This is a genomic window from Pasteurellaceae bacterium RH1A (genome assembly GCA_012221805.1).
GTDB lineage: Bacteria > Pseudomonadota > Gammaproteobacteria > Enterobacterales > Pasteurellaceae > RH1A.
The window spans coordinates 1,382,238-1,401,634 of record CP015195.1 but is presented as its reverse complement, the minus strand read 5'-3'; the positions used below and the strand labels follow the sequence as shown (position 1 = coordinate 1,401,634).

The window sequence follows — 19,397 nt, the reverse complement described above, 5'->3', positions numbered from 1 at the left end:
AGGCTTGAAAAATCAATGTCTTACTTGAGTACAAGCGGGCGAAATTTGCAGATTTTTTGCAAATGCTGACCGCTTACGCTTTCCCAACAACACGGGAGGCAAAACCTTACTCAATAAACAGGTTAACATTGATGAAATATGGCAGGGCGAACCCTGGGCTTGATTCAAATTGAGTGTTGTTTTGCATAAATACCCTCCATAAAATGAGGGCTGTAGGGTGGGCATCCCTGCCCACCATGAATTCATCTCATATTTTGGTGGGCAAGGATGCCCACCCTACAAAATAGAGATTATTCCTCTGACTGCACCTCTTCAACAGCCACGTCTTCCGCAGCTTGTTTAAGGGCTAAATCTTGGTTTAAGTCCTTCATGGTTAAACGAATGCGGTTTTGGCGGTCGATTTCAACCACTTTAACCTGAACTTCTTGACCAACAGACAAGTAGTCAGACACACGTTCAACACGGGCTTCGGTGATTTGGGAAATGTGTACCAAACCTTCCTTGCCGCCTAAGATGGATACAAAGGCACCGAAATCAACCACACGGGTAACCTTACCCTTGTAAACAGCATTGACTTCAACCTCTGCCACGATCTCGTCAATACGGGCCATCACTGCCTTGGCTGCATTGCCATCGGTAGCAGCAATTTTCACTGTGCCGTCATCGTCAATATCAATTGATGTACCAGTTTCTTCGGTTAAGGCACGGATGGTTGCACCACCTTTACCGATTACATCCTTAATCTTCTTAGGATCGATTTTCATGGTGTGAATACGTGGGGCGTAGTCTGAAATATCCGCACGTGGGGCTGGAATGGCCTGCTCCATCACGCCTAAGATGTGCATACGGGCACCCTTGGCCTGGTTGAGGGCGATACGCATAATTTCAGGGGTAATGCCTTCAATCTTGATGTCCATTTGTAGAGCGGTTACACCTTGGCGGGTACCAGCCACCTTGAAGTCCATATCGCCTAGGTGGTCTTCATCGCCTAGGATGTCTGAAAGTACGACGAACTTGTCGTCTTCCTTCACCAAGCCCATGGCAATACCAGCTACAGCGGCCTTGATTGGCACACCTGCATCCATAAGGGCAAGAGAAGCACCACAAACAGAGGCCATAGAAGAAGAACCGTTAGATTCAGTGATTTCAGACACCACACGCACCACATACGGGAACTCTTCGGCACTTGGCATAACAGCTAATACACCACGTTTGGCCAGGCGACCATGGCCGATTTCACGGCGTTTTGGAGAGCCGATACGGCCTGTTTCACCTACAGAATATGGAGGGAAGTTGTAGTGGAACAGGAAACGGTCAGATTTTTCGCCGGTTAGTTCATCAATGATTTGGGCATCACGCTCTGTACCCAGCGTTGCAACCGCAAGGGCCTGGGTTTCGCCACGGGTAAAGATGGCAGAACCGTGGGTGCGTGGTAGCACGCCCGTGCAGATGTCTAGGGCACGCACGGTATCTTTGGTACGGCCATCAATACGTGGTTCACCTGCAATCACACGGCCACGCACGATTTGGCTTTCTAAAGAAGTGATGATGTCGATGATGGAACCTTCAGTGATGGTTTCATCCTGGGCAGTCAAGGTTGCAATGGTTTCAGCCTTGATTTCATCAATTTGTGCATAACGGGCTTGTTTTTCAGTAATGCGGTAGGCATCGCCTAAGCGGGCTTCAGCCAAGGCCTTCACCTTGTTGATGAGATCAGTATTTGGTTCAGGTGCAACCCAGTCCCAACGTGGTTTGCCGGCTTCTTTAACAAATTCTTTGATGTTTTCTACCACAACCTGTTGTTGTTCATGGCCAAAGACCACGGCGGCCAACATTTGTTCTTCGGTTAAGATGTCGGCTTCAGATTCCACCATGAGTACAGCCTTGTCTGTACCCGCTACAACTAGGTCTAAACGGCTGATTTTTTGTTCAGACGTGGTTGGGTTAAGCACGAATTGATCGTTGATGAAACCCACACGGGCCGCACCGATTGGGCCGTTAAATGGCACACCAGATAAGGAAAGGGCTGCAGAGGCACCAATCATGGCAACCAGGTCTGGGCTGATTTGTGGGTTAACAGAAACCACCGTGGCAATGACTTGGATTTCGTTGAAGAAACCTTCTGGGAAAAGCGGACGAACTGGGCGGTCGATTAAACGAGCGACTAAGGTTTCGCCTTCAGATGGACGGCCTTCACGCTTGAAGAAGCCACCTGGAATACGGCCAGCCGCGTAGGTACGCTCTTGATAATCAACGGTTAAGGGGAAGAAGTCTTGGCCTTCTTTGACGTCTTTTTTGGCGACGACTGTTACTAATACAGATGTGTCATCCATGCTAGCCATGACGGCTGCAGTGGCTTGACGGGCGATTGCACCAGTTTCTAAGGTCACGGTGTGCTGACCATACTTAAATTGTCTGACGATAGGTGTCATGATAAGTCCTCTTGATAGGGTTAAAACGAGTGTTTTACTTCCTAAAAATGGCGACTAGCAGAAGCAATCTTGTCAAAAATCGCTTTTGTTAGCCGCTTTCTCGGGTAATTTGGAAATAAAACAGGGGGATTATAGCCTAAATTTATCAAAAAATCGCCTTTTATTTAAAAAATTGCAATTTAACTGTGATCAAGCTCACATAAACTAGATATACTAAATGAAAGCAAACCTTGTCTTTTGTAAAATAATGCTCATAATGAGAGGAAAAGGAGAACCCCATGTATTTAGCGAAAGTTTGTTTTACCTATGAAAAAATGTCTGATGATGCTTTATTGAGCATTAACCACCTGATCAACCAGTGGCGCTACAATGGGCAGATCATTGGCAAGGAAATCCCCGTCACCCATCAGATTAACGAATTAGGCCAGCCTTGTTTTCAGGCCAGCCTAGTCCTACCTGAAATGGACAGCTTATCTGAAGCCCACAATAGCCCAGAGGTCGAAAATGCCCTGGCTTTATTGGCTAAACATGGCCTTGCCTTTACACAATTCGAGGTGGAAGGGCTAGACTACAATAGTGATGGCACAAGCGAATATTTGGAACCAAGTTTCCAAATCCTCTACACCACTCACCTTGAAACCGCTTCTCCTTTACACAGTGGGGATGATTTTTGGGCCATTCCACTTTATACCCTTAAAGACCAAGCACTCTCTCAAAAAATCTTGAAATGGCAAGAAGATTGGCAGGCCTGCGATCAGTTACAAATGAATGGTAATATTTTGGAAGCTGCCGCCTTAGCAGAAATTTCTGAGCACACAAGCAGGCTCAGCCAACGAGGCATCGCGCTTTGCCAAGAAATTGAAAAGAAAACCGCTATTCCAACTTACTACTATCTCTATCGCCTTGGCCAAGATGAGGCTCAAGAACAAGACCGCAAGTGCCCTTGCTGCAGCAAGCCTTGGAAATTAGCCGAGCCATTACACGAGATTTTTCACTTCCAATGTGAAGCGTGCAGGCTTATTTCTAATTTAAGTTGGGAGTTAGCATAAAAACGATATATAGATAATTTATTCCTTTCTGAGTAGATAGCCTGGTGCTATCTCCCCTTTCTGCTTAATAAATAGTTATAAAAACGAATAAAAAAGCCCATTCCCGATCAAATTCCCTTGAATGTTCTGATTTTACCCTTATTATTAGAGGGATTTTTTAGAAGGAATATTCATGGGTAGAAAACGCAGTGCAAGCTCATCTCGTTGGCTTGCAGAACATTTTAAGGACCAATTTGTCCAAAAGGCACACAAGCAAAAACTTCGCTCCCGTGCCTATTTTAAATTAGATGAAATTCAACAAACCGATCGCTTATTTAAGCATGGTATGACCGTGGTCGATTTAGGGGCTGCCCCTGGGGGTTGGTCTCAATACGTTGTCACGCAAATTGGCGGCAAGGGCCGGGTCATTGCCTGTGATATTTTGGATATGAACCCTATTGTGGGGGTGGATTTCCTGCAAGGCGATTTCCGTGAGGAAAGTGTACTCAATGCCCTGCTGGAGCGAGTGGGTGATGAGAAGGTGGATGTGGTTATGTCGGATATGGCGCCTAATTTTAGTGGTATGCCGTCTGTCGATATTCCTCGTGCCATGTATCTGGTGGAACTGGCTCTGGATATGTGCCGTCAGGTTTTGGCCGTCAAGGGCAGTTTTGTAGTCAAGGTTTTCCAAGGGGAAGGCTTTGATGAATATCTGCGGGAAATCCGTTCCATGTTCAGCACGGTGAAAGTCCGTAAGCCTGAGGCTTCTCGTGGCCGATCGCGTGAAGTCTATATTGTGGCAACGGGCTACAAGGGCTAAGTTGCCTTTTTGCAAAAAATCTCGCTTTTTTACCCGCTTGTTTGGCATTCAGGCTAAGCAGGCGGGGAATTTTAAATAGCCTAAAGCCTAAATTTATAGTAATCTGACGCTGTTTTTCTTTTTTATTTCACAAGAGGAATTTAACCTTGAACGATATGGTTAAAAACATTGTACTTTGGGTAGTGGTGGCCGTTGTGCTTATGACCGCTTTCCAAGGTTTTAACTCGAACTTCACTAACACGGCCAACACCGTGCCCTACTCAACCTTTTTAAGCGACATCAAGGATAACCGCTTAAGAGAGGTTAATTTCAAACAGAATGATGATTCTATCACGGTGACCAAGGCTGACGGCTCCCAGTATCAGACTGTTATGCCTATGTATGATGAATATCTGATGGCAGACCTGGCCAAAACCTCAGCCGTGATCAAAGGTGAACCTCAAGAACGCCGTGGCCTGCTCTCTCAAATCCTGATTTCCTGGTTCCCAATGCTTATGTTAATCGGCTTTTGGGTATTTTATATGCGACAAATGCAGGGCGGAGGCCGGGGTGCCATGAGCTTTGGCCGTAGCAAGGCCAAGATGCTGACCGCCGATCAGGTTAAAACCTCCTTTGCCGATGTGGCAGGCTGTGATGAAGCCAAGGAAGAAGTGGCCGAGGTGGTGGACTTCCTGCGTGATCCGCAGAAATTCCAAAAGCTGGGTGGCCGTATCCCTAAAGGCATTCTTATGGTCGGCCCACCAGGTACGGGTAAAACCCTCTTGGCCAAGGCCATTGCGGGCGAGGCAAAAGTGCCATTCTTCACCATGGCCGGTTCTGACTTTGTGGAAATGTTCGTGGGTGTCGGTGCTTCCCGTGTGCGTGATCTCTTTGAACAGGCTAAAAAGAATGCCCCATGTATCATCTTTATTGATGAAATCGATGCGGTCGGCCGTAAGCGTGGCGGTGCCGGCTTTAGCGGTGGCCACGATGAGCGTGAACAAACCCTCAACCAAATGTTGGTGGAAATGGATGGTTTTGAAGGCAGTGAAGGGGTTATTATCATCGCTGCCACCAACCGTGCAGACGTGCTGGACAATGCTCTCACCCGTCCAGGCCGTTTCGACCGCCAGGTCACAGTTGATTTACCGAATGTGAAAGGCCGTGAACAAATTTTACAGGTTCACATCAAAAAAGTGCCAGTGGCTGCCAATGTGGACTTAGAAACCCTGGCTCGTGGAACACCAGGCTATTCAGGCGCTCAATTAGCCAACTTAGTCAATGAAGCTGCCCTTTTCGCCGCCCGTGAGAACAAGAAAGTCGTGACCATGGAAGATTTTGAAAAGGCCAAGGACAAGATCAACATGGGCCCAGAACGCCGTTCCATGGCCATGACCCCGAAAGAAATCGAAAACACGGCCTACCATGAATCGGGCCATGTGATTGTGGGTTATCTCATGCCAGAACACGATCCAATCAACAAGGTCACCATTATCCCTCGTGGTCAGGCTCTCGGCTTTGCCCAGTTCTTGCCTGAAGGCGACCGGGTTAGCGAAACCTTTACCAAGCTGGAAAGCCGCCTATCCATGATTTACGGTGGCCGAGTGGCAGAAGGTTTGATTTTTGGTGAAGATAAGATTACCACAGGGGCTTCATCAGATATTCAACAGGCCAGCCGCATTGTGCGAGCCATGGTGACCCAATGGGGCTTCTCCGAAAAACTTGGCCCAATTTTCTACCAAGATGAAGATGGTTTTGGGGCGGTTAAGGGCGTATCAGAAGATACTGCCAAGGTGATTAACGAAGAAATGCGTAAGATCATCGACCGCAACTACGACCGAGCCAAGAAGGTACTGATGGAAAATATGGACATTCTCCACGCCATGAAGGATGCCCTCCTCAAGTATGAAACCCTGGATCGCCAGCAAATTGATGACTTGATGAACCGCCGACCAGTCAGCGAATCAACCTGGAAGGACAATTCCACCAAGCCTAAATCCGATGATAACGCATCAGAAAACCAGGTTAAGGAAGAAACGGAACAAACACCTGATGTTGATTTGAATAATGGCTCTGTTGCCAATTCAGAGCCAAAGCCTGAATAGCAAACGTTGAAAGAAAAAGCCGAACATGAGTTCGGCTTTTTTGTGCCCTGCTCTCCCCGCCTTGCTTATCAAGCCAATTTGCAAATTCCAGCTCAAAACTAACCGCTTGCAGGCACAAAAAAAGCCCCTTGCGGGGCTTTATCTTGTTTGTAGCGCTTAAATCGAACGCTTAACCTCAACCACTTCGAAGACCTCAATTTGGTCGCCGACTTTAACATCGTTGTAGTTCTTCACGCCGATACCACATTCCATGCCGTTGCGGACTTCAGATACGTCGTCTTTAAAGCGGCGCAGGGATTCCAGCTCGCCCTCAAAGATAACCACGTTATCACGCAGAACACGGATTGGGTTGTTACGTTTAACAATACCTTCAGTGACCATACAACCTGCAATGGCACCAAATTTCGGGTGGCGGAAGACATCACGCACTTCAGCCAGGCCGATGATTTCTTGCTTGAATTCAGGCTGTAACATACCGCTCATGGCTGCTTTCACATCGTTGAGAAGTTCGTAAATGATGGAATAGTAGCGTAGGTCAATGCTTTCGTTTTCAATTACACGGCGAGCAGAGGCATCGGCACGCACGTTAAAGCCGACCATAATGGCGTTGGAGGCAGCAGCCAAGGTGGCATCAGTTTCGGTAATACCGCCCACGCCTGAACCCACAACTTTGACTTTCACTTCATCAGTTGAAAGCTCAAGCAAGGATTGAACGATGGCTTCCACAGAACCTTGTACGTCTGCTTTAACGATAATGTTGAGTTCAGCCACATCGCCCTCGGTCATGTTGGTAAACATGTTCTCAAGTTTGGCTTTTTGTTGGCGAGCCAGTTTGACTTCACGGAACTTGCCTTGACGATAGAGGGCCACTTCACGGGCTTTCTTCTCATCACGCACCACGGTTGCTTCATCACCGGCAGCTGGCACGCCAGAAAGACCCAGTAATTCCACTGGAATGGATGGGCCGGCTGAATCAATGTCCTTACCGTTCTCATCACGCATGGCACGAACACGGCCGTACTCAAAACCACACAAGACGATGTCGCCCTTGTTAAGCGTACCCGATTGAACCAGCACGGTTGCCACTGGACCGCGGCCTTTATCCAGGTAGGACTCAATCACCACACCGGTTGCCATGCCGTTTTTCACAGCGGTTAATTCCAAGACTTCAGATTGGAGCAAGATGGCTTCGAGTAGCTCGTCCACGCCTGTTCCTTTCTTGGCAGACACATAAACGAACTGCACATCACCACCGAATTTCTCGGCCACCACTTCGTGTTGCAGAAGCTCGGTTTCCACTCGGTCTGGGTTAGCTTCTGGCTTATCAATTTTGTTCACCGCAACCACGATTGGCACACCCGCCGCCTTGGCGTGTTGAATGGCCTCGATGGTTTGTGGCATAACGCCATCGTCTGCGGCAACTACAAGCACCACGATGTCGGTTGCCTTGGCACCACGGGCACGCATGGAGGTAAAGGCTGCGTGTCCTGGGGTGTCTAAGAAGGTGATCATCTTGCCATCATCGGTTTCGACATGGTAGGCACCGATGTGCTGGGTAATCCCGCCGGCCTCGCCTGCGGCCACCTTGGCCTTACGGATATAGTCAAGAAGGGAGGTTTTACCATGGTCAACGTGGCCCATAATGGTCACCACTGGCGCACGGGTAACTTTTTCCACATCCACATCACGATCGCTCATGAGTGAGTCTTCTAGCTCGTTTTCATTGCGTAAAATAACCTTATGGCCCATTTCTTCTGCCACCAGTTGGGCAGTTTCTTGGTCGATCACCTGGTTGATGGTGGCCATAGCCCCCATCTTCATCATGGTTTTGATCACTTCAGTCGCTTTCACGGCCATTTTGTTGGCCAATTCTGCAACTGTGATGGTTTCGCCTAAGACCACATCACGGGTAACCGGGGCAGCTGGCTTGGTAAAGCCCTGTTGCAGGCTGCTCTTCTTATTGGCTTTGCCCTTTTGGTTACGGCGATTGGCTTCACGTTCAGACTTGCTAGACACATCATCACGGCCACCTTTTTTGGCCTTGGCCACACCCGCCTTACCACGGCCACGGTTTTCGCTGCGGCGTTCAGAATCGCTTTCTGCTTCACGGGCGTATTTGGAGGTGAAACGGTCGTCTTCAAAGTCTTCGCTGGTATTGCCACCCTCTTCACGCTCAATTTCAGCTAAACGGCGGGCATTTTCTGCGGCACGCTTGGCTTCCATTTCGGCTTTTTGGCGAGCGATTTCCTCTTGCTTGCGGCGTAATTCATCTTCTTCCTTACGCTTGGCTTCTTTTTCGGCATCCACTATTTTTTCTGCCTTTGGTGCAGCCGGTTTGGCTTCGGCTTTTGGTTTGTCTGCCTTGGCCTTGTTTGGCATCACAGGCGGTTGAGAAACCTTTTTCGCTTCTTCTTTGGCGGCTTCTTCTGCAACTTTTTTGGCATTTTCAGCCGCTTGTTTTTCAGCCTGGGCTTGAGCTTCAGCTGCTAAACGGGCTTGTTCTTCGGCTTTTTTGGCTGCTTCAATATCTACAGAACGATGCTTGTGTTGCTTAACCACAACAGCCTTGGCCTTGCCATCGGAAGTAATGGTTTTTACGGTATCTTGTTGCTTATTGACTTTGCCGCCCAGCGATAATTTTTTCGCGGGTTTTTTCTCTTCTGTCATCTTCTACTCCTTTATTCATTTTCGCTGAACCAACAAATGTTGCGGGCTGCCATGATAAGGTCAGCCGCTTTTTCTGCGGATAATTCTTCAATGTCTGCAAGATCATCAACGCCCTGTTCAGCCAGTTCTTCAAGGGTTTTAATGTTTTGTTCAGCCAGTTTTAAGGCAATGTGGCGTTCCATGCCCTCAAGGTTTAAGAGCGCCTCTTCAATATTGGCCGCCGCCAGCTCTTGCTCTTCTTCAAGGGCAATGCGGGTCAGGGCATTTTTAGCACGGGTTTGAAGCTCTTCAACCAGGTCTTCATCTTCTAAGCCATCAATGGCGGTAAACTCTGATACTGGGATATAGGCCACTTCCTCAAGGGTGGTAAAGCCTTCATCGCACAATAACTGGGCGAAGTCTTCTTCCAGCTCAAGTTCACGCATAAATAAATCAACCAGCTTGTTGGTGGCAGATTTATTTTGTTTTTCCATGTCTTCGGTGGTCATCACGTTTAAGGCCCAGCCTGTTAATTGGGTGGCTAAACGCACGTTTTGGCCGTTACGGCCGATGGCTTGGGCCAGTTTGGTTGGCTCAACGGCCAAGTCCATGGCGTGCTTGTCTTCATCTACCACGATAGAGACCACATCGGCTGGTGCCATGGCGTTGATCACATACTGGGCTGGATTGTCGTCCCAAAGCACGATGTCCACACGCTCGCCGCCCAATTCATTACTGATGGCCTGAACACGGGCGCCACGCATACCCACGCAAGCACCGACTGGATCGATACGTTTATCATGGGTTTTGACCGCAATTTTGGCACGAGAGGCAGGATCACGGCTGGCACCCTTGATTTCAATCACGCCCTCGCCAATTTCTGGCACTTCAAGTTTAAATAACTCTTCCAGCATGATAGGTTTAGCACGGGTAACAAACAGCTGCGGGCCTTTGGATTCAGGCTTGATGGCATAAAGTACACCACGCACACGGTCACCTGGACGGAAGTTTTCACGCGGTAACATATCTTCACGCATGATCACCGCTTCAGCTTGATTGCCTAAATCCAAGATAATTTGATCACGGTTCACTTTTTTGACGGTGGCCGTGATGATGCTGTTTAAGTGGGATTTGAATTGATCAACCACTTTCTGGCGTTCTGCATCACGGATCTTGGCACTAATCACCTGACGGGCTGTTTGCATGGTGATGCGATCAAAGGGGATAGAATCCACTTCATCTTCAACAATATCACCCAACTGTACGTCTGGATTATCAAAACGTGCCGCTTCAAGGGTGATTTCACGGGTCATATTGTGGACTTCTTCCACCACAAGCCAGCGGCGGAAGGTTTGGAATTCGCCAGTTTTACGATCAATCACCACACGCACATCAATGTCCATCTCTTTTTTCTTTTTGGTGGAGATGGCCAAGGCGTTTTCAAGGGCTTCAAAAATCGCTTCTTTTGGTAATAATTTTTCATTGGATACCGCTTCTGCGGCTAACAGGATTTCTTTACTCATGGTTTTCCCTATTAAAAATTAAAAACTGGAACTAAATTGGCTTTTTGAATATTGCCAAAGGCAAAGGCACGTTCTTCATTCTCGACTTTTAAGCTGATCAAGTCATTTTCCACGCTTAAAATCTCGCCCTGCCACTTGCGGCGGTCGAACATTGGGATCCGCAGGTGGATCACTACTTCACGGCCGATAAAGCGTTGATAGTGTTCAAGGGTGAAAAGTGGGCGATCTAAGCCTGGGGAAGAGACCTCAAGGTTGTATTTATCCGCAATCGGGTCTTCCACATCAAAAATGGCACTGACTTGACGGCTGACATCGCTGCAATCATCAATGCTAACGCCACCTTCTTTGTCAATGTATAGGCGAACGGTTAAAAAACGCCCTGCACGTTGGCATTCAATACCAACCAGCTCACATCCCATTGCTTCAATAGAATCGAGCACTAAATCTTGTAATTTCTGTTCCAAAGTTGCCAAAGAAACCTCCTATTTAGTATTCCCCCCTTTGAAAAAGGGGGGCTAGGGGGATTTAACTAACTTACAAGCAGGTAAAACATTTCAAAAATGCTCCCTCTCTCCGTTATCAAGCCTGAAAAATCTCCCCTAACCCCTCTTTTTCAAAGAGGGGGATTATTAGATACAAAAAAAGAGCTAAAAAGCCCTCTTAAAACAAACAAAGCTGGACTCAAGCCACAAAAAAGCCCCAAAAATTTTTAAGGGGCTTCCAAGCGGTTTGTTTTATTCGTTTTTTTACAAATCCTTGTAAAATCAAACAGCTAATAAAACAAAACTCACCGTCCTAAACAGAACGATGAGCCTTAAAACTGGTTGCGGGGGCCGGATTTGAACCGACGACCTTCGGGTTATGAGCCCGACGAGCTACCAAGCTGCTCCACCCCGCGTCTGAATGGTTGCTATTATAGGCCCACAAAAAATTCTTGCAAGCCTTTTTTATAAAAAACCGCACAAGCGACCATTATCTAAACTATTTGTAGGATATTTATCCCATTTTGGCCGATTTTACAGTTTTTCCGCACGGATATGCACAGTAATTTCTTCCCTGTCATGATAAAGGTGCTTGGCTTGAAGCTTGAACTTAAAGCCCTCTTTAGCCAAGCTTTCAGCTAAATAGTCCAAACAAAGCTGCACTTCCTGATAACGCTTTTTCATAGGCAGCTTGAGGTTGAAGATACTCTCCCTACACCAGCCATTGATAAACCACTTGGCCATCAGTTTGGCAATCCGCATAGGCTGCTCTACCATATCGCAAACCAACCAATCCACCCGCTTGCCCTTGGGTGGCTGGAACTTAAAGCCGTCTTCTGGGCAGTGTTCAATCCGTCCCGTGTCGTGCAGGCTGGCTGCCATTTTGCCGTGATCGACCGCATAAACAAAGACACCACGCTTAACCAACTGATAGGTCCAGCCCCCTGGGCAGGCGCCTAAATCCACGCCAACCATCTGATCAGAAAAACGCTTTTCTTCTTCCTGGACGGGAATAAAGGTCAAAATGGCCTCTTCCAGCTTGAGAGTAGAACGGCTGGGGGCATCGGCTGGGAATTTCAGGCGTTGAATACCCATGAAATACGGTGATCGGGTATGGTTATAGGCATAGCCCACATAGCAAGCGCCTGGGCGGATAAAAAGAATATGCAGATGAAGGCTGTTTTTGGCCCCTGCCCTGCCCTTGAGCCAGCCCTCTTTTTTCAGGGCCGCCCGCAAGGGCACGGTGAACTTGCGGCAGAAGGTCGAAAGCTCCTTGGCCTCGTTGGTGTCAGGCGTTTCCACCCAAATATCGCAGCTAGCCTGGGGGTTAAAGGCTTGATAACACTCAAGAATAGGCGAAATCCTGTCCTGCTCGGGCAGGTTTTCCAGCAAATCACCCACCACAATCATCTGGCGGGCAAAGATAAGCTGGCTGACGGGCAGCTCCCGAGCTAATCTGTCGGCATCGCCTGCCTGATAGCATTCAAAAATCACATAGCCGCTGTTTTCCTTAAGATTAACGAAGCCAAACACACCTCGCTCGGCGGCCTTGTCTGTAATTTCACCTGCCACTTCTTTTTCAAAGCCAGGGCGGCAGTAAAGGGCCAGTTTATTCATTACTTACTCGCTCTTGTGCTTACAAAGATCAAGGCCGCCCAACCCACTAAAAAGAGCGTGCCGCCGATCGGTGTTGTCCAAACAAAGATCTTGCTAGCACCAAGTGCTAAGGCATAAAGACTGCCGCTAAAAAGCAAAATGCCCAGTGCCCAGCTGCCGCCGATAAGATTAAAGGCCTTGGCCCGGCAAGCGGGTGGATTTTGCAGATTATTTGCAAGTTGGAAGAAGCCTAGCGCCAACAAGGCTAGGGTATGGAAAAATTGATATTTCAGCCCCTTGTCAATCCAAGTCAAAGCCACATCAGACAGGCTTTTTTCAAGGGCATGGGCGGTAAAGGCCCCAAAGGCGACACAGAAAAAGCCGCTTAGGGCGGCTAGAAATAACCATCTGTTTTTCATAGAAACTCCTTATTGATATTCAAAATAAAGTCGGTTTTCCCTAAAGGAAAAATGCAAGTTAAGTTGCTGGGCCAGGGCTTCAAAATCGGCTCTGGCTACACTCTTATTGACCCAAACCTCCAACACCTGCCCGCTTGTTAAGGTCTTCAAGGCCTTTTTGGTCATCAAGAGTGGCAGGGGGCAGGTGTAGGCTCGTAAATCAAGCTGGAAATGAGCCATCTAGTCTTGCTCACCCTGGCCCTTGAATTGCTGCATCATTATACTTAACTGATCGCAGTTTTTTTGGAATTTTCGGCAATGGGTGCAGGCCAAGAGGTGTAATTGTAGGCGGAGCTGCTCCGACTTGGTCAGTTTTTGTTCTTTGGAACGGGAAATTAGTTCCGAGGCACGTTGGCAGTTCATATTTAGTCTCCTAATTTGCGGGTCAGGCAGGCTTGTAGTTGTAGTCTGGCACGGTAGAGCGAAGTGTGCAGGTTGGCAGTGCTGATCTCAAGATTGCTGCAAATCTGCTCGCTGTCTAGCTCCAAATATTCTCGCATCATAAAGACCCGAGCCTGTCTGGCCGGCAGGTGGGTCAAGCAGGCCTCAAAGAGCCGCCAAAATTCCTTGGAATAGATTTCGCCATCGTGTTTGGCCAAGTTAAAGGGCGACTGCTGGCTCTTCCAGTGGCCGTTTTCATCAAAAAAATGGTTGGTATCTTCATCCTGATCGGCCAATTCCGACTCCAAAACCCAGCGTTTTTTCTGGCGGAAATAATCTAAGATCTTGTTTTTGAGAATAGCAAAAATCCAGGTTGAAAAAGCGGCTTGCCCCTTAAAAGACGCTTGGTTTTTCAGGCCATTTAAAAAGGCCTCCTGCACCATATCTTCAGCCAAACTTTGGTCTTGCACCTGAAGCAGGGCAAATTTCAGCATCTTGCCTCGGATCTCCTCAAGTTGGCCTTGAGAAAATGGCATATCCATATTTCATCTCCTTTTTTCAAAAAATTTTGTAAGCATTGCTGAGCGACTGCGTCTAATGATATGAAAGCCAGGTGCTTTCCATTTTAATTACCCTATTTTTATAAAAGGAGACACACAATGAACTTCACTTTAAAAACCTTAGCCGCCAGCTCACTTTTTTTATTCTGCACAATTCAAACGGCCAATGCAACTGAAATGCAAAAACCTTGCGACAGTATGGACAAGCAATGTATGCAGATGCAGCAAGAAAAAATGAAGGGCATGAAGGATGAGTCCATGCATAAAATGGGTGAGATGAAGTCTGAGAAAATGGACAAAATGCAGGACATGAAATCGGATAGCATGGGTAAAATGAAAGACATGAAATCCGACAAAATGGACAGCATGAAGTCTGATAACATGATGGGCGAGATGCAAAAAGCGAAAGAGAAAATGTAACTCGTGCTCAATCCTTGATGGCGCCAGCGTCCTCGCTGGTGCCTTATTTATCAACGATTAGCACCAGCGAGGACGCTGGCGCTAACATAAAATGGATATTCAACCATGCAAAACCTTTCCTCCAATATAACCCCTGAAGCCATCTTCCACCAGCGCCGCCAGATCATCAAGGCCATGGGCTTGGTGGGCCTGGCCTCTGCCCTGCCGCTGACGGCTCAAGCACAAAAGCAAGACGCCCTTAACTTTAAAAAGGCTGTCGAAGGCTTGGATCTCAAACTCACACCTGAAAACAAGGTCACGGGCTATAACAACTTCTACGAGTTTGGCCTAGGCAAGGACGACCCTGCCAAGTTTGCCTCCAGCCTCAAAACTGAGGGCTGGAAACTGGAGATTTCAGGTGAGGTGGAAAACCCCATGGTCTTGGATATGCAAAAAATCCTCACTTCTTTCCCGCTTGAAGAGCGGATCTACCGCTTCCGCTGTGTGGAGGCCTGGTCTATGGTGGTGCCTTGGATTGGCTTTGAGCTAAACAAGCTCCTGACTCTAGCCAAACCAACCAGCAAGGCCAAATATGTGGCCTTTGAAACGGTTTACGACCCTGAAAACATTCCAGGCCAAAAGAACCCGCTCTTTGGCGGCGGCTTGGACTACCCCTATAAAGAGGGCTTGACCCTGGCCGAGGCCATGCACCCTTTGACGCTGATGTCAGTTGGGCTTTATGGCAAGATCCTGCCCAACCAAAACGGCGCCCCTATCCGCCTGGTTGTGCCTTGGAAATATGGCTTTAAGAGCATTAAATCCATCGCCAAAATCCGCTTAGTGGAAGAACAGCCTATCACCACCTGGAACCAGCTGGCCCCGCAGGAATACGGTTTTTATGCCAATGTCAATCCTGAAGTGGATCACCCTCGTTGGTCTCAGGCCAGTGAACGGGTGATTGGAGCAGGCGGCCTCTTAAGTGGCGTAAGCCGCCAAAAGACCCTGCCATTTAACGGCTATGCCGATCAGGTGGCTCATCTTTATCAAGGCTTAGACTTGAGGGCAAATTACTGATGTTAGCTTTCCTCCGCACCCTGGTGCATACTGGCTGTCTTATGCCCCTCTTGTGGCTGGCCTCCCGCATTTATCTTGAAGACTACAGCCAACTGGGAGCAGACCCTATCAAGGGCATTCAGCATTTTTTAGGCTTTACCGCCCTGACCATTCTCTTGGTCATGTTTTTACTGGGCATTGTGCTTTTTCTCTTAAAGAAAAACCAATACCAAATTTTACGCCGAGCCTTGGGCCTCTGGGCCTGGTTTTACGCCCTCTTGCATGTGGCCTCGTATTTTGTCTTGGAACTGGGCAGCGACCTGCCACTCTTTATTGGCGAAATTTTCAGCCGTAACTACTTGATTATTGGCCTTATTGCCTTCGCCATTTTATGCCTGATGGCCGCCAGCTCCCTACCTTGGGTGAAAAAAGCCATGGGCAGGGGCTGGTTCTACCTCCACAAACTGGGCTACCTCTGCCTCTTACTGGGCGGCGTGCATTATTACCTGTCACTGAAAAATACCGAATTGATGGCCTTGGTTTATCTAGGCCTAACGGGGCTGGTGGTGGCTTGGGAAGTGAGGGCTATGTTGGTGAAAAGATAGCATGTAGCCTGGGCTTTAACCCAGGTTTTAGTCAATAGATCTTAACGTGGGCTGAAGCCCACGCTACAAGCGGGCTGAATTTGCAAATTTCTTGCAAAAATAGCCCGCTTGTTGCTTATGTCCGACTTACTCGTCAAGTAAAATAGGTATGATGTCCTGTATAATAAATCTATGATTTAAGGCTAAATCCACTAAAAATCTTGAATCACCTCTTTCTGAATGGATCCGTATTCTCCCATCATCTTCTTTAAAGATAAACAATGGATTAAAGCCCAGCTTATCCAAGTCCTTAATTTCAATATGATTAAACTGGCAGTTATTGCCCGTTTTTATCCATAAACCCTTAAAATCCCTTCCCCACTGCCCCCATTTTTTTACGACAAACTCAGGTTCTTGGTCTATAAAAAAACTAAATTCACTAAATCCATCAATGGAGATTTTGAAATCTTTAATCATTGCATGAGCGGTAAGACCATGAGGATATAAGGTTTTCAAAAAGTCAGGCCGACCAAAGCAATCTATATCAATCATTAGCACCTCATTTTTTAATCTTTATAAAAGACTGCCTGGCTTTATTATGGTTCATTTGCCATTCCATTTTATTTTATCTCATCAAACTGAAAGGAGTATTTTTCATCTTCTCTTGGATCTTTAAAACCGTCAAATTCAGATACCGGCTTAAACACAAAGGAAAAGCAGGGCTGCTGGTTTTCAAGAGAGCCGAGAATGGAGACCAGATATTTCCCATTGGGCATAGGCACTCGAAGGCCACTAGTTACCTTGATCTTATCAAGATCATAATAAAAAATCTCATCTCTGTCCTGAAATAGGGTTTTGTCAAAACTCAACAATTTCCCAATATCGCAAATCCATACGGCATTATCGCTTATTTCTAAATTAAAGCTGTCGTATTTAAACAGATGATTAAGATCGGCCACCTTGCTCTCGTCAATCAGGCTTACCTTATAACCACCACTAACGATCTCTGGAATAGGCAACCACACGCCAGACTTGAGTGATTGTATATAGTGATCATGGTTTTTCTCAAAAAAATCCAACAACCTTTTTGTTCTTGTTTTTTTGTTTTCCACCAAAAAGAAATAAGTCTTTCATAGGAAAACAAACACAGACCATAGTTATAGGTTTCAACAATCATATTACACCTTTAAATTTAGCCCTCCCCAATAGCGACTTCGTCGCAATCGATCACGAAGAGTTCTGTGCATAGGAAATTGCGTGGGTGCAAGCACTCACCCTACGCTTGCTTATAAATTTAACGTGGATTTTCAAAATTTCCAATAAACATTAAATCATTATATAATTTATCAGGGTTGCCATCATCAGGAATAAACTCAGAACGATTATAGTAATATAATCTATTGCCTTGCATAATACCTTTTTCTTTGGCTGCCAGTATAACCTTATTTATGGTTTCTTCTGAATATATGGTTGCTCCAAGTATTAAATCTTCTATTGGGATAACAACATCGTTATCACTAATATGAATACCAAATAAATCAACATCAGGAAACCAACCAAAATCTTTTTCAATCGGCGGCTTTCTTCTTGTGTTTTCTATACCATCTGTGTACTTTAACCATTGTTCTAAGGGCTTATGGCTTTCGCCCACCCAAATAGCTATCATCTTTCTATTGTCTCTAATCATATACAACCTCTCTTAGTGCGTAGAATAGGGGGGATGTTAGTGCAGGCAGCATCCTACCGACTAAATTTTGAAAACTGCGTGGGTGCAAGCGGCCACTCTATGCTTGCTACGCTTGCTTTAACTCAAGAAACCAAACATTTCATTTTGTTTTACTTTTTTAAATTAAAAATATTTTTACAAGCGGTCAAGTTTTACGGATTTTTTGCAAGAAACAACCACTTTATTCTCCTAACAATCTACGGCTTTCAAACTGCTCTTGGGCTTCTAAAAACGCCTCGTGTAGTTTTTCTTCCAAGGCTTTTCTCGGTGGCAGTTCCGTCCAGTATTCGGCAACCATGATACCGTCTTTATGCAGTTCCAACAACTCCACCTGTTCTCGGCTGCTTTCGGCACACAAAATCAAGCCAATCGGCATTTCTTCATCTGCCTGCCGCTCGTATTTATTCAGCCATTTGAGATAAAGCTCCATTTGCCCCTTATGCTGGGCTTGGAATTTGCCTAATTTGAGTTCAATAGCGACCAATCGTTTGAGTTTTCTGTGAAAGAAGAGCAAATCCAAATAAAAGTCTTCACCATCTATAATCATTCTTTTTTGACGTTCTACAAAGGCGAAGCCCTTGCCCATTTCCAAGATGAAATTTTCTAATTTATGCAAAATGGCGGTTTCTAAATCTTTTTCCCAAAAATCACTACGAAGCCCCAAAAAGTCCAACAAATACGGATCTTTAAAAGTGTTCAGTGGCAATATTTCTGACTGCCCAGCCTGTAAATTGGCTATTTGTGTGCGTTCAAAGGTTTTGATGTTGATTTGCTCACGAAGTTCTCGTTTGCCTAATGTTTCAGAAATCGCTAATTGTGCATAAAACATTCTCGCTTCTTGGTTTTTAAGGGGAATTAAAATCAAAAAATGCGACCAGCTCAATTGTCGTGCCAGTGGAACGACAATTTCAACTTCGGGGAAGACTTGGGCAAATTGCATCATTCGGCGAATGTTTTTCTCGGTGAAATTGCGTCCGTATTTAGCTTCCAATTCATTGGAAATTAGGGGAACAATTTGCTTTCCATAAGCGGCTCGCTGGTTACCTAACACATCTTGATTGATGCGTTTGCCCACTTGCCAAAACAATAAAGTCAGCGTGCTGTTGGCATATTGCACAGCCTGTCTTTGGCTTTGTTCTATAAGCACAGAAAGGTCTGTAAGCAGTGGTTTTGGTAGTGTTACAGCATTTATTGGGTTTTCCATTATATTTCCTGTTTTAAATTATTTTGAATTCAATCTCATTTCTACCTCGATAGCACAAGCGGGCTAAATTTGCAGATTTTTTGCAAAAATAAACCGCTTGTTTCCTCTAGGGAAAACTATTCGTTTTCTACTAAGCTTTCATAATTACACGGTTCATCTTCATTATGCAACAGTAAGTCTTCTTGGCTGTAAGACTTTATTCTATATTCATATTTTTTAATAATTGCTTGAATATCCTGTATCAAGCTCTCTTGTGAAAACCAAACATTGCCGCATGATCCGCCCCCATAAAATTCATTATCTATATAATTTACCCAACCAGAACATCTTATTATTGGGCATCTGATCTGAAATTCTTTAACATGATTACTCATACATTTTTCTCCAATAAAGAAAAGGCATAAGCAATACCAGCTTATGC

20 protein-coding genes and 1 tRNA gene are annotated in these 19,397 nt (G+C 46.2%); 6 read left to right on the top strand and 15 right to left on the bottom strand.

Features of this window, described 5'->3' with window-relative positions:
* Positions 1–290: 290 nt before the first annotated feature.
* The gene (locus A4G20_06560) at positions 291–2,432 is read right to left on the bottom strand and encodes a polyribonucleotide nucleotidyltransferase (GenBank protein ID QIW16017.1); all 2,142 of its coding nucleotides are present in this window, start codon (positions 2,430–2,432) and stop codon (positions 291–293) included.
* 278 nt (positions 2,433–2,710) lie between these two features.
* Here A4G20_06560 and A4G20_06555 point away from each other — a divergent pair, with 278 nt between their 5' ends.
* The 3 genes from A4G20_06555 to hflB all read left to right on the top strand — a co-directional run bounded on the left by A4G20_06555 (position 2,711) and on the right by hflB (position 6,364).
* Positions 2,711–3,481: a hypothetical protein gene (locus A4G20_06555; GenBank protein ID QIW16016.1), complete on the top strand. Its 771-nt coding sequence runs from the start codon at positions 2,711–2,713 to the stop codon at positions 3,479–3,481.
* 172 nt (positions 3,482–3,653) lie between these two features.
* A complete protein-coding gene (locus A4G20_06550; protein ID QIW16015.1) occupies positions 3,654–4,280 on the top strand; it encodes a 23S rRNA (uridine(2552)-2'-O)-methyltransferase in 627 nt (208 codons plus the stop codon).
* A 146-nt stretch (positions 4,281–4,426) separates the two neighbouring features.
* A complete protein-coding gene (gene hflB / locus A4G20_06545; protein QIW16014.1) occupies positions 4,427–6,364 on the top strand; it encodes an ATP-dependent metalloprotease in 1,938 nt (645 codons plus the stop codon).
* Between the two features lie 156 nt (positions 6,365–6,520).
* Here hflB and A4G20_06540 read toward each other — a convergent pair whose 3' ends face one another.
* The 9 genes from A4G20_06540 to A4G20_06500 form a co-directional block, all read right to left on the bottom strand.
* On the bottom strand, positions 6,521–9,031 hold the full coding sequence (locus tag A4G20_06540) for a translation initiation factor IF-2 (protein QIW16013.1): 2,511 nt from the start codon (positions 9,029–9,031) through the stop codon (positions 6,521–6,523).
* A gap of 11 nt (positions 9,032–9,042) precedes the next feature.
* Entirely contained in the window at positions 9,043–10,533 is a 1,491-nt protein-coding gene (gene nusA / locus A4G20_06535; GenBank protein QIW16012.1) for a transcription termination/antitermination protein NusA, read from the bottom strand.
* A gap of 11 nt (positions 10,534–10,544) precedes the next feature.
* Positions 10,545–11,006 (bottom strand): ribosome maturation factor RimP, encoded by a 462-nt coding sequence (locus A4G20_06530; protein QIW16011.1) that lies wholly within the window; start codon positions 11,004–11,006, stop codon positions 10,545–10,547.
* Positions 11,007–11,354: 348 nt separating this feature from the next.
* A tRNA-Met gene (locus A4G20_06525) sits at positions 11,355–11,431 on the bottom strand.
* Between the two features lie 118 nt (positions 11,432–11,549).
* Positions 11,550–12,632, bottom strand: a complete 1,083-nt coding sequence (locus A4G20_06520) for a 23S rRNA (cytidine(2498)-2'-O)-methyltransferase RlmM (GenBank protein QIW16010.1) — start codon at positions 12,630–12,632, stop codon at positions 11,550–11,552.
* Positions 12,632–13,030: a hypothetical protein gene (locus A4G20_06515; GenBank protein ID QIW16009.1), complete on the bottom strand. Its 399-nt coding sequence runs from the start codon at positions 13,028–13,030 to the stop codon at positions 12,632–12,634. Before A4G20_06515 ends, A4G20_06520 begins: the two co-directional genes overlap by 1 nt.
* 9 nt (positions 13,031–13,039) lie before the next feature.
* Complete coding sequence (locus A4G20_06510; protein QIW16008.1) at positions 13,040–13,249, bottom strand: hypothetical protein; 210 nt, start codon at positions 13,247–13,249, stop codon at positions 13,040–13,042.
* Entirely contained in the window at positions 13,250–13,432 is a 183-nt protein-coding gene (locus A4G20_06505; protein QIW16007.1) for a hypothetical protein, read from the bottom strand. It abuts the gene before it with no gap.
* A gap of 2 nt (positions 13,433–13,434) precedes the next feature.
* Positions 13,435–13,992: an RNA polymerase subunit sigma gene (locus A4G20_06500; GenBank protein ID QIW16006.1), complete on the bottom strand. Its 558-nt coding sequence runs from the start codon at positions 13,990–13,992 to the stop codon at positions 13,435–13,437.
* Positions 13,993–14,109: 117 nt separating this feature from the next.
* Between A4G20_06500 and A4G20_06495 the strand changes: the two genes are divergently transcribed.
* The 3 genes from A4G20_06495 to A4G20_06485 all read left to right on the top strand — a co-directional run bounded on the left by A4G20_06495 (position 14,110) and on the right by A4G20_06485 (position 16,067).
* Complete coding sequence (locus tag A4G20_06495; GenBank protein ID QIW16005.1) at positions 14,110–14,430, top strand: hypothetical protein; 321 nt, start codon at positions 14,110–14,112, stop codon at positions 14,428–14,430.
* A gap of 105 nt (positions 14,431–14,535) precedes the next feature.
* Complete coding sequence (locus A4G20_06490) at positions 14,536–15,483, top strand: mononuclear molybdenum enzyme YedY (protein ID QIW16004.1); 948 nt, start codon at positions 14,536–14,538, stop codon at positions 15,481–15,483.
* Positions 15,483–16,067 (top strand): sulfoxide reductase heme-binding subunit YedZ, encoded by a 585-nt coding sequence (locus A4G20_06485; GenBank protein QIW16003.1) that lies wholly within the window; start codon positions 15,483–15,485, stop codon positions 16,065–16,067. The genes A4G20_06490 and A4G20_06485 overlap by 1 nt, the downstream gene beginning before the upstream one ends.
* A 126-nt stretch (positions 16,068–16,193) precedes the next feature.
* Here A4G20_06485 and A4G20_06480 read toward each other — a convergent pair whose 3' ends face one another.
* From A4G20_06480 to A4G20_06460, 5 genes are all read right to left on the bottom strand, one after another.
* Positions 16,194–16,598 (bottom strand): hypothetical protein, encoded by a 405-nt coding sequence (locus tag A4G20_06480; protein QIW16002.1) that lies wholly within the window; start codon positions 16,596–16,598, stop codon positions 16,194–16,196.
* 68 nt (positions 16,599–16,666) lie between these two features.
* On the bottom strand, positions 16,667–17,128 hold the full coding sequence (locus tag A4G20_06475; protein QIW16001.1) for a hypothetical protein: 462 nt from the start codon (positions 17,126–17,128) through the stop codon (positions 16,667–16,669).
* 212 nt (positions 17,129–17,340) lie between these two features.
* Positions 17,341–17,733 carry a hypothetical protein gene (locus A4G20_06470; protein QIW16000.1) on the bottom strand — a complete coding sequence of 131 codons (393 nt, stop codon included), beginning with the start codon at positions 17,731–17,733 and terminating at the stop codon, positions 17,341–17,343.
* 220 nt (positions 17,734–17,953) lie between these two features.
* The gene (locus A4G20_06465) at positions 17,954–18,976 is read right to left on the bottom strand and encodes a hypothetical protein (GenBank protein ID QIW15999.1); all 1,023 of its coding nucleotides are present in this window, start codon (positions 18,974–18,976) and stop codon (positions 17,954–17,956) included.
* A gap of 116 nt (positions 18,977–19,092) precedes the next feature.
* A complete protein-coding gene (locus tag A4G20_06460) occupies positions 19,093–19,350 on the bottom strand; it encodes a hypothetical protein (protein ID QIW15998.1) in 258 nt (85 codons plus the stop codon).
* Between the last annotated feature and the right edge of the window lie 47 nt (positions 19,351–19,397).

Coding starts and splice junctions, on each gene's coding strand:
- A4G20_06490 (QIW16004.1), top strand. CDS start 14,536: ATGCAAAACCTTTCCTCCAATATAACCCCTGAAGCCATCTTCCACCAG.
- nusA (QIW16012.1), bottom strand. CDS start 10,533: ATGAGTAAAGAAATCCTGTTAGCCGCAGAAGCGGTATCCAATGAAAAA.
- A4G20_06515 (QIW16009.1), bottom strand. CDS start 13,030: ATGAAAAACAGATGGTTATTTCTAGCCGCCCTAAGCGGCTTTTTCTGT.
- A4G20_06495 (QIW16005.1), top strand. CDS start 14,110: ATGAACTTCACTTTAAAAACCTTAGCCGCCAGCTCACTTTTTTTATTC.
- A4G20_06470 (QIW16000.1), bottom strand. CDS start 17,733: ATGATTAGAGACAATAGAAAGATGATAGCTATTTGGGTGGGCGAAAGC.
- A4G20_06540 (QIW16013.1), bottom strand. CDS start 9,031: ATGACAGAAGAGAAAAAACCCGCGAAAAAATTATCGCTGGGCGGCAAA.
- A4G20_06510 (QIW16008.1), bottom strand. CDS start 13,249: ATGGCTCATTTCCAGCTTGATTTACGAGCCTACACCTGCCCCCTGCCA.
- A4G20_06500 (QIW16006.1), bottom strand. CDS start 13,992: ATGGATATGCCATTTTCTCAAGGCCAACTTGAGGAGATCCGAGGCAAG.
- A4G20_06505 (QIW16007.1), bottom strand. CDS start 13,432: ATGAACTGCCAACGTGCCTCGGAACTAATTTCCCGTTCCAAAGAACAA.
- A4G20_06480 (QIW16002.1), bottom strand. CDS start 16,598: ATGATTGATATAGATTGCTTTGGTCGGCCTGACTTTTTGAAAACCTTA.
- A4G20_06550 (QIW16015.1), top strand. CDS start 3,654: ATGGGTAGAAAACGCAGTGCAAGCTCATCTCGTTGGCTTGCAGAACAT.
- A4G20_06555 (QIW16016.1), top strand. CDS start 2,711: ATGTATTTAGCGAAAGTTTGTTTTACCTATGAAAAAATGTCTGATGAT.
- A4G20_06485 (QIW16003.1), top strand. CDS start 15,483: ATGTTAGCTTTCCTCCGCACCCTGGTGCATACTGGCTGTCTTATGCCC.
- A4G20_06560 (QIW16017.1), bottom strand. CDS start 2,432: ATGACACCTATCGTCAGACAATTTAAGTATGGTCAGCACACCGTGACC.
- A4G20_06460 (QIW15998.1), bottom strand. CDS start 19,350: ATGAGTAATCATGTTAAAGAATTTCAGATCAGATGCCCAATAATAAGA.
- A4G20_06520 (QIW16010.1), bottom strand. CDS start 12,632: ATGAATAAACTGGCCCTTTACTGCCGCCCTGGCTTTGAAAAAGAAGTG.
- A4G20_06465 (QIW15999.1), bottom strand. CDS start 18,976: ATGGAAAACCCAATAAATGCTGTAACACTACCAAAACCACTGCTTACA.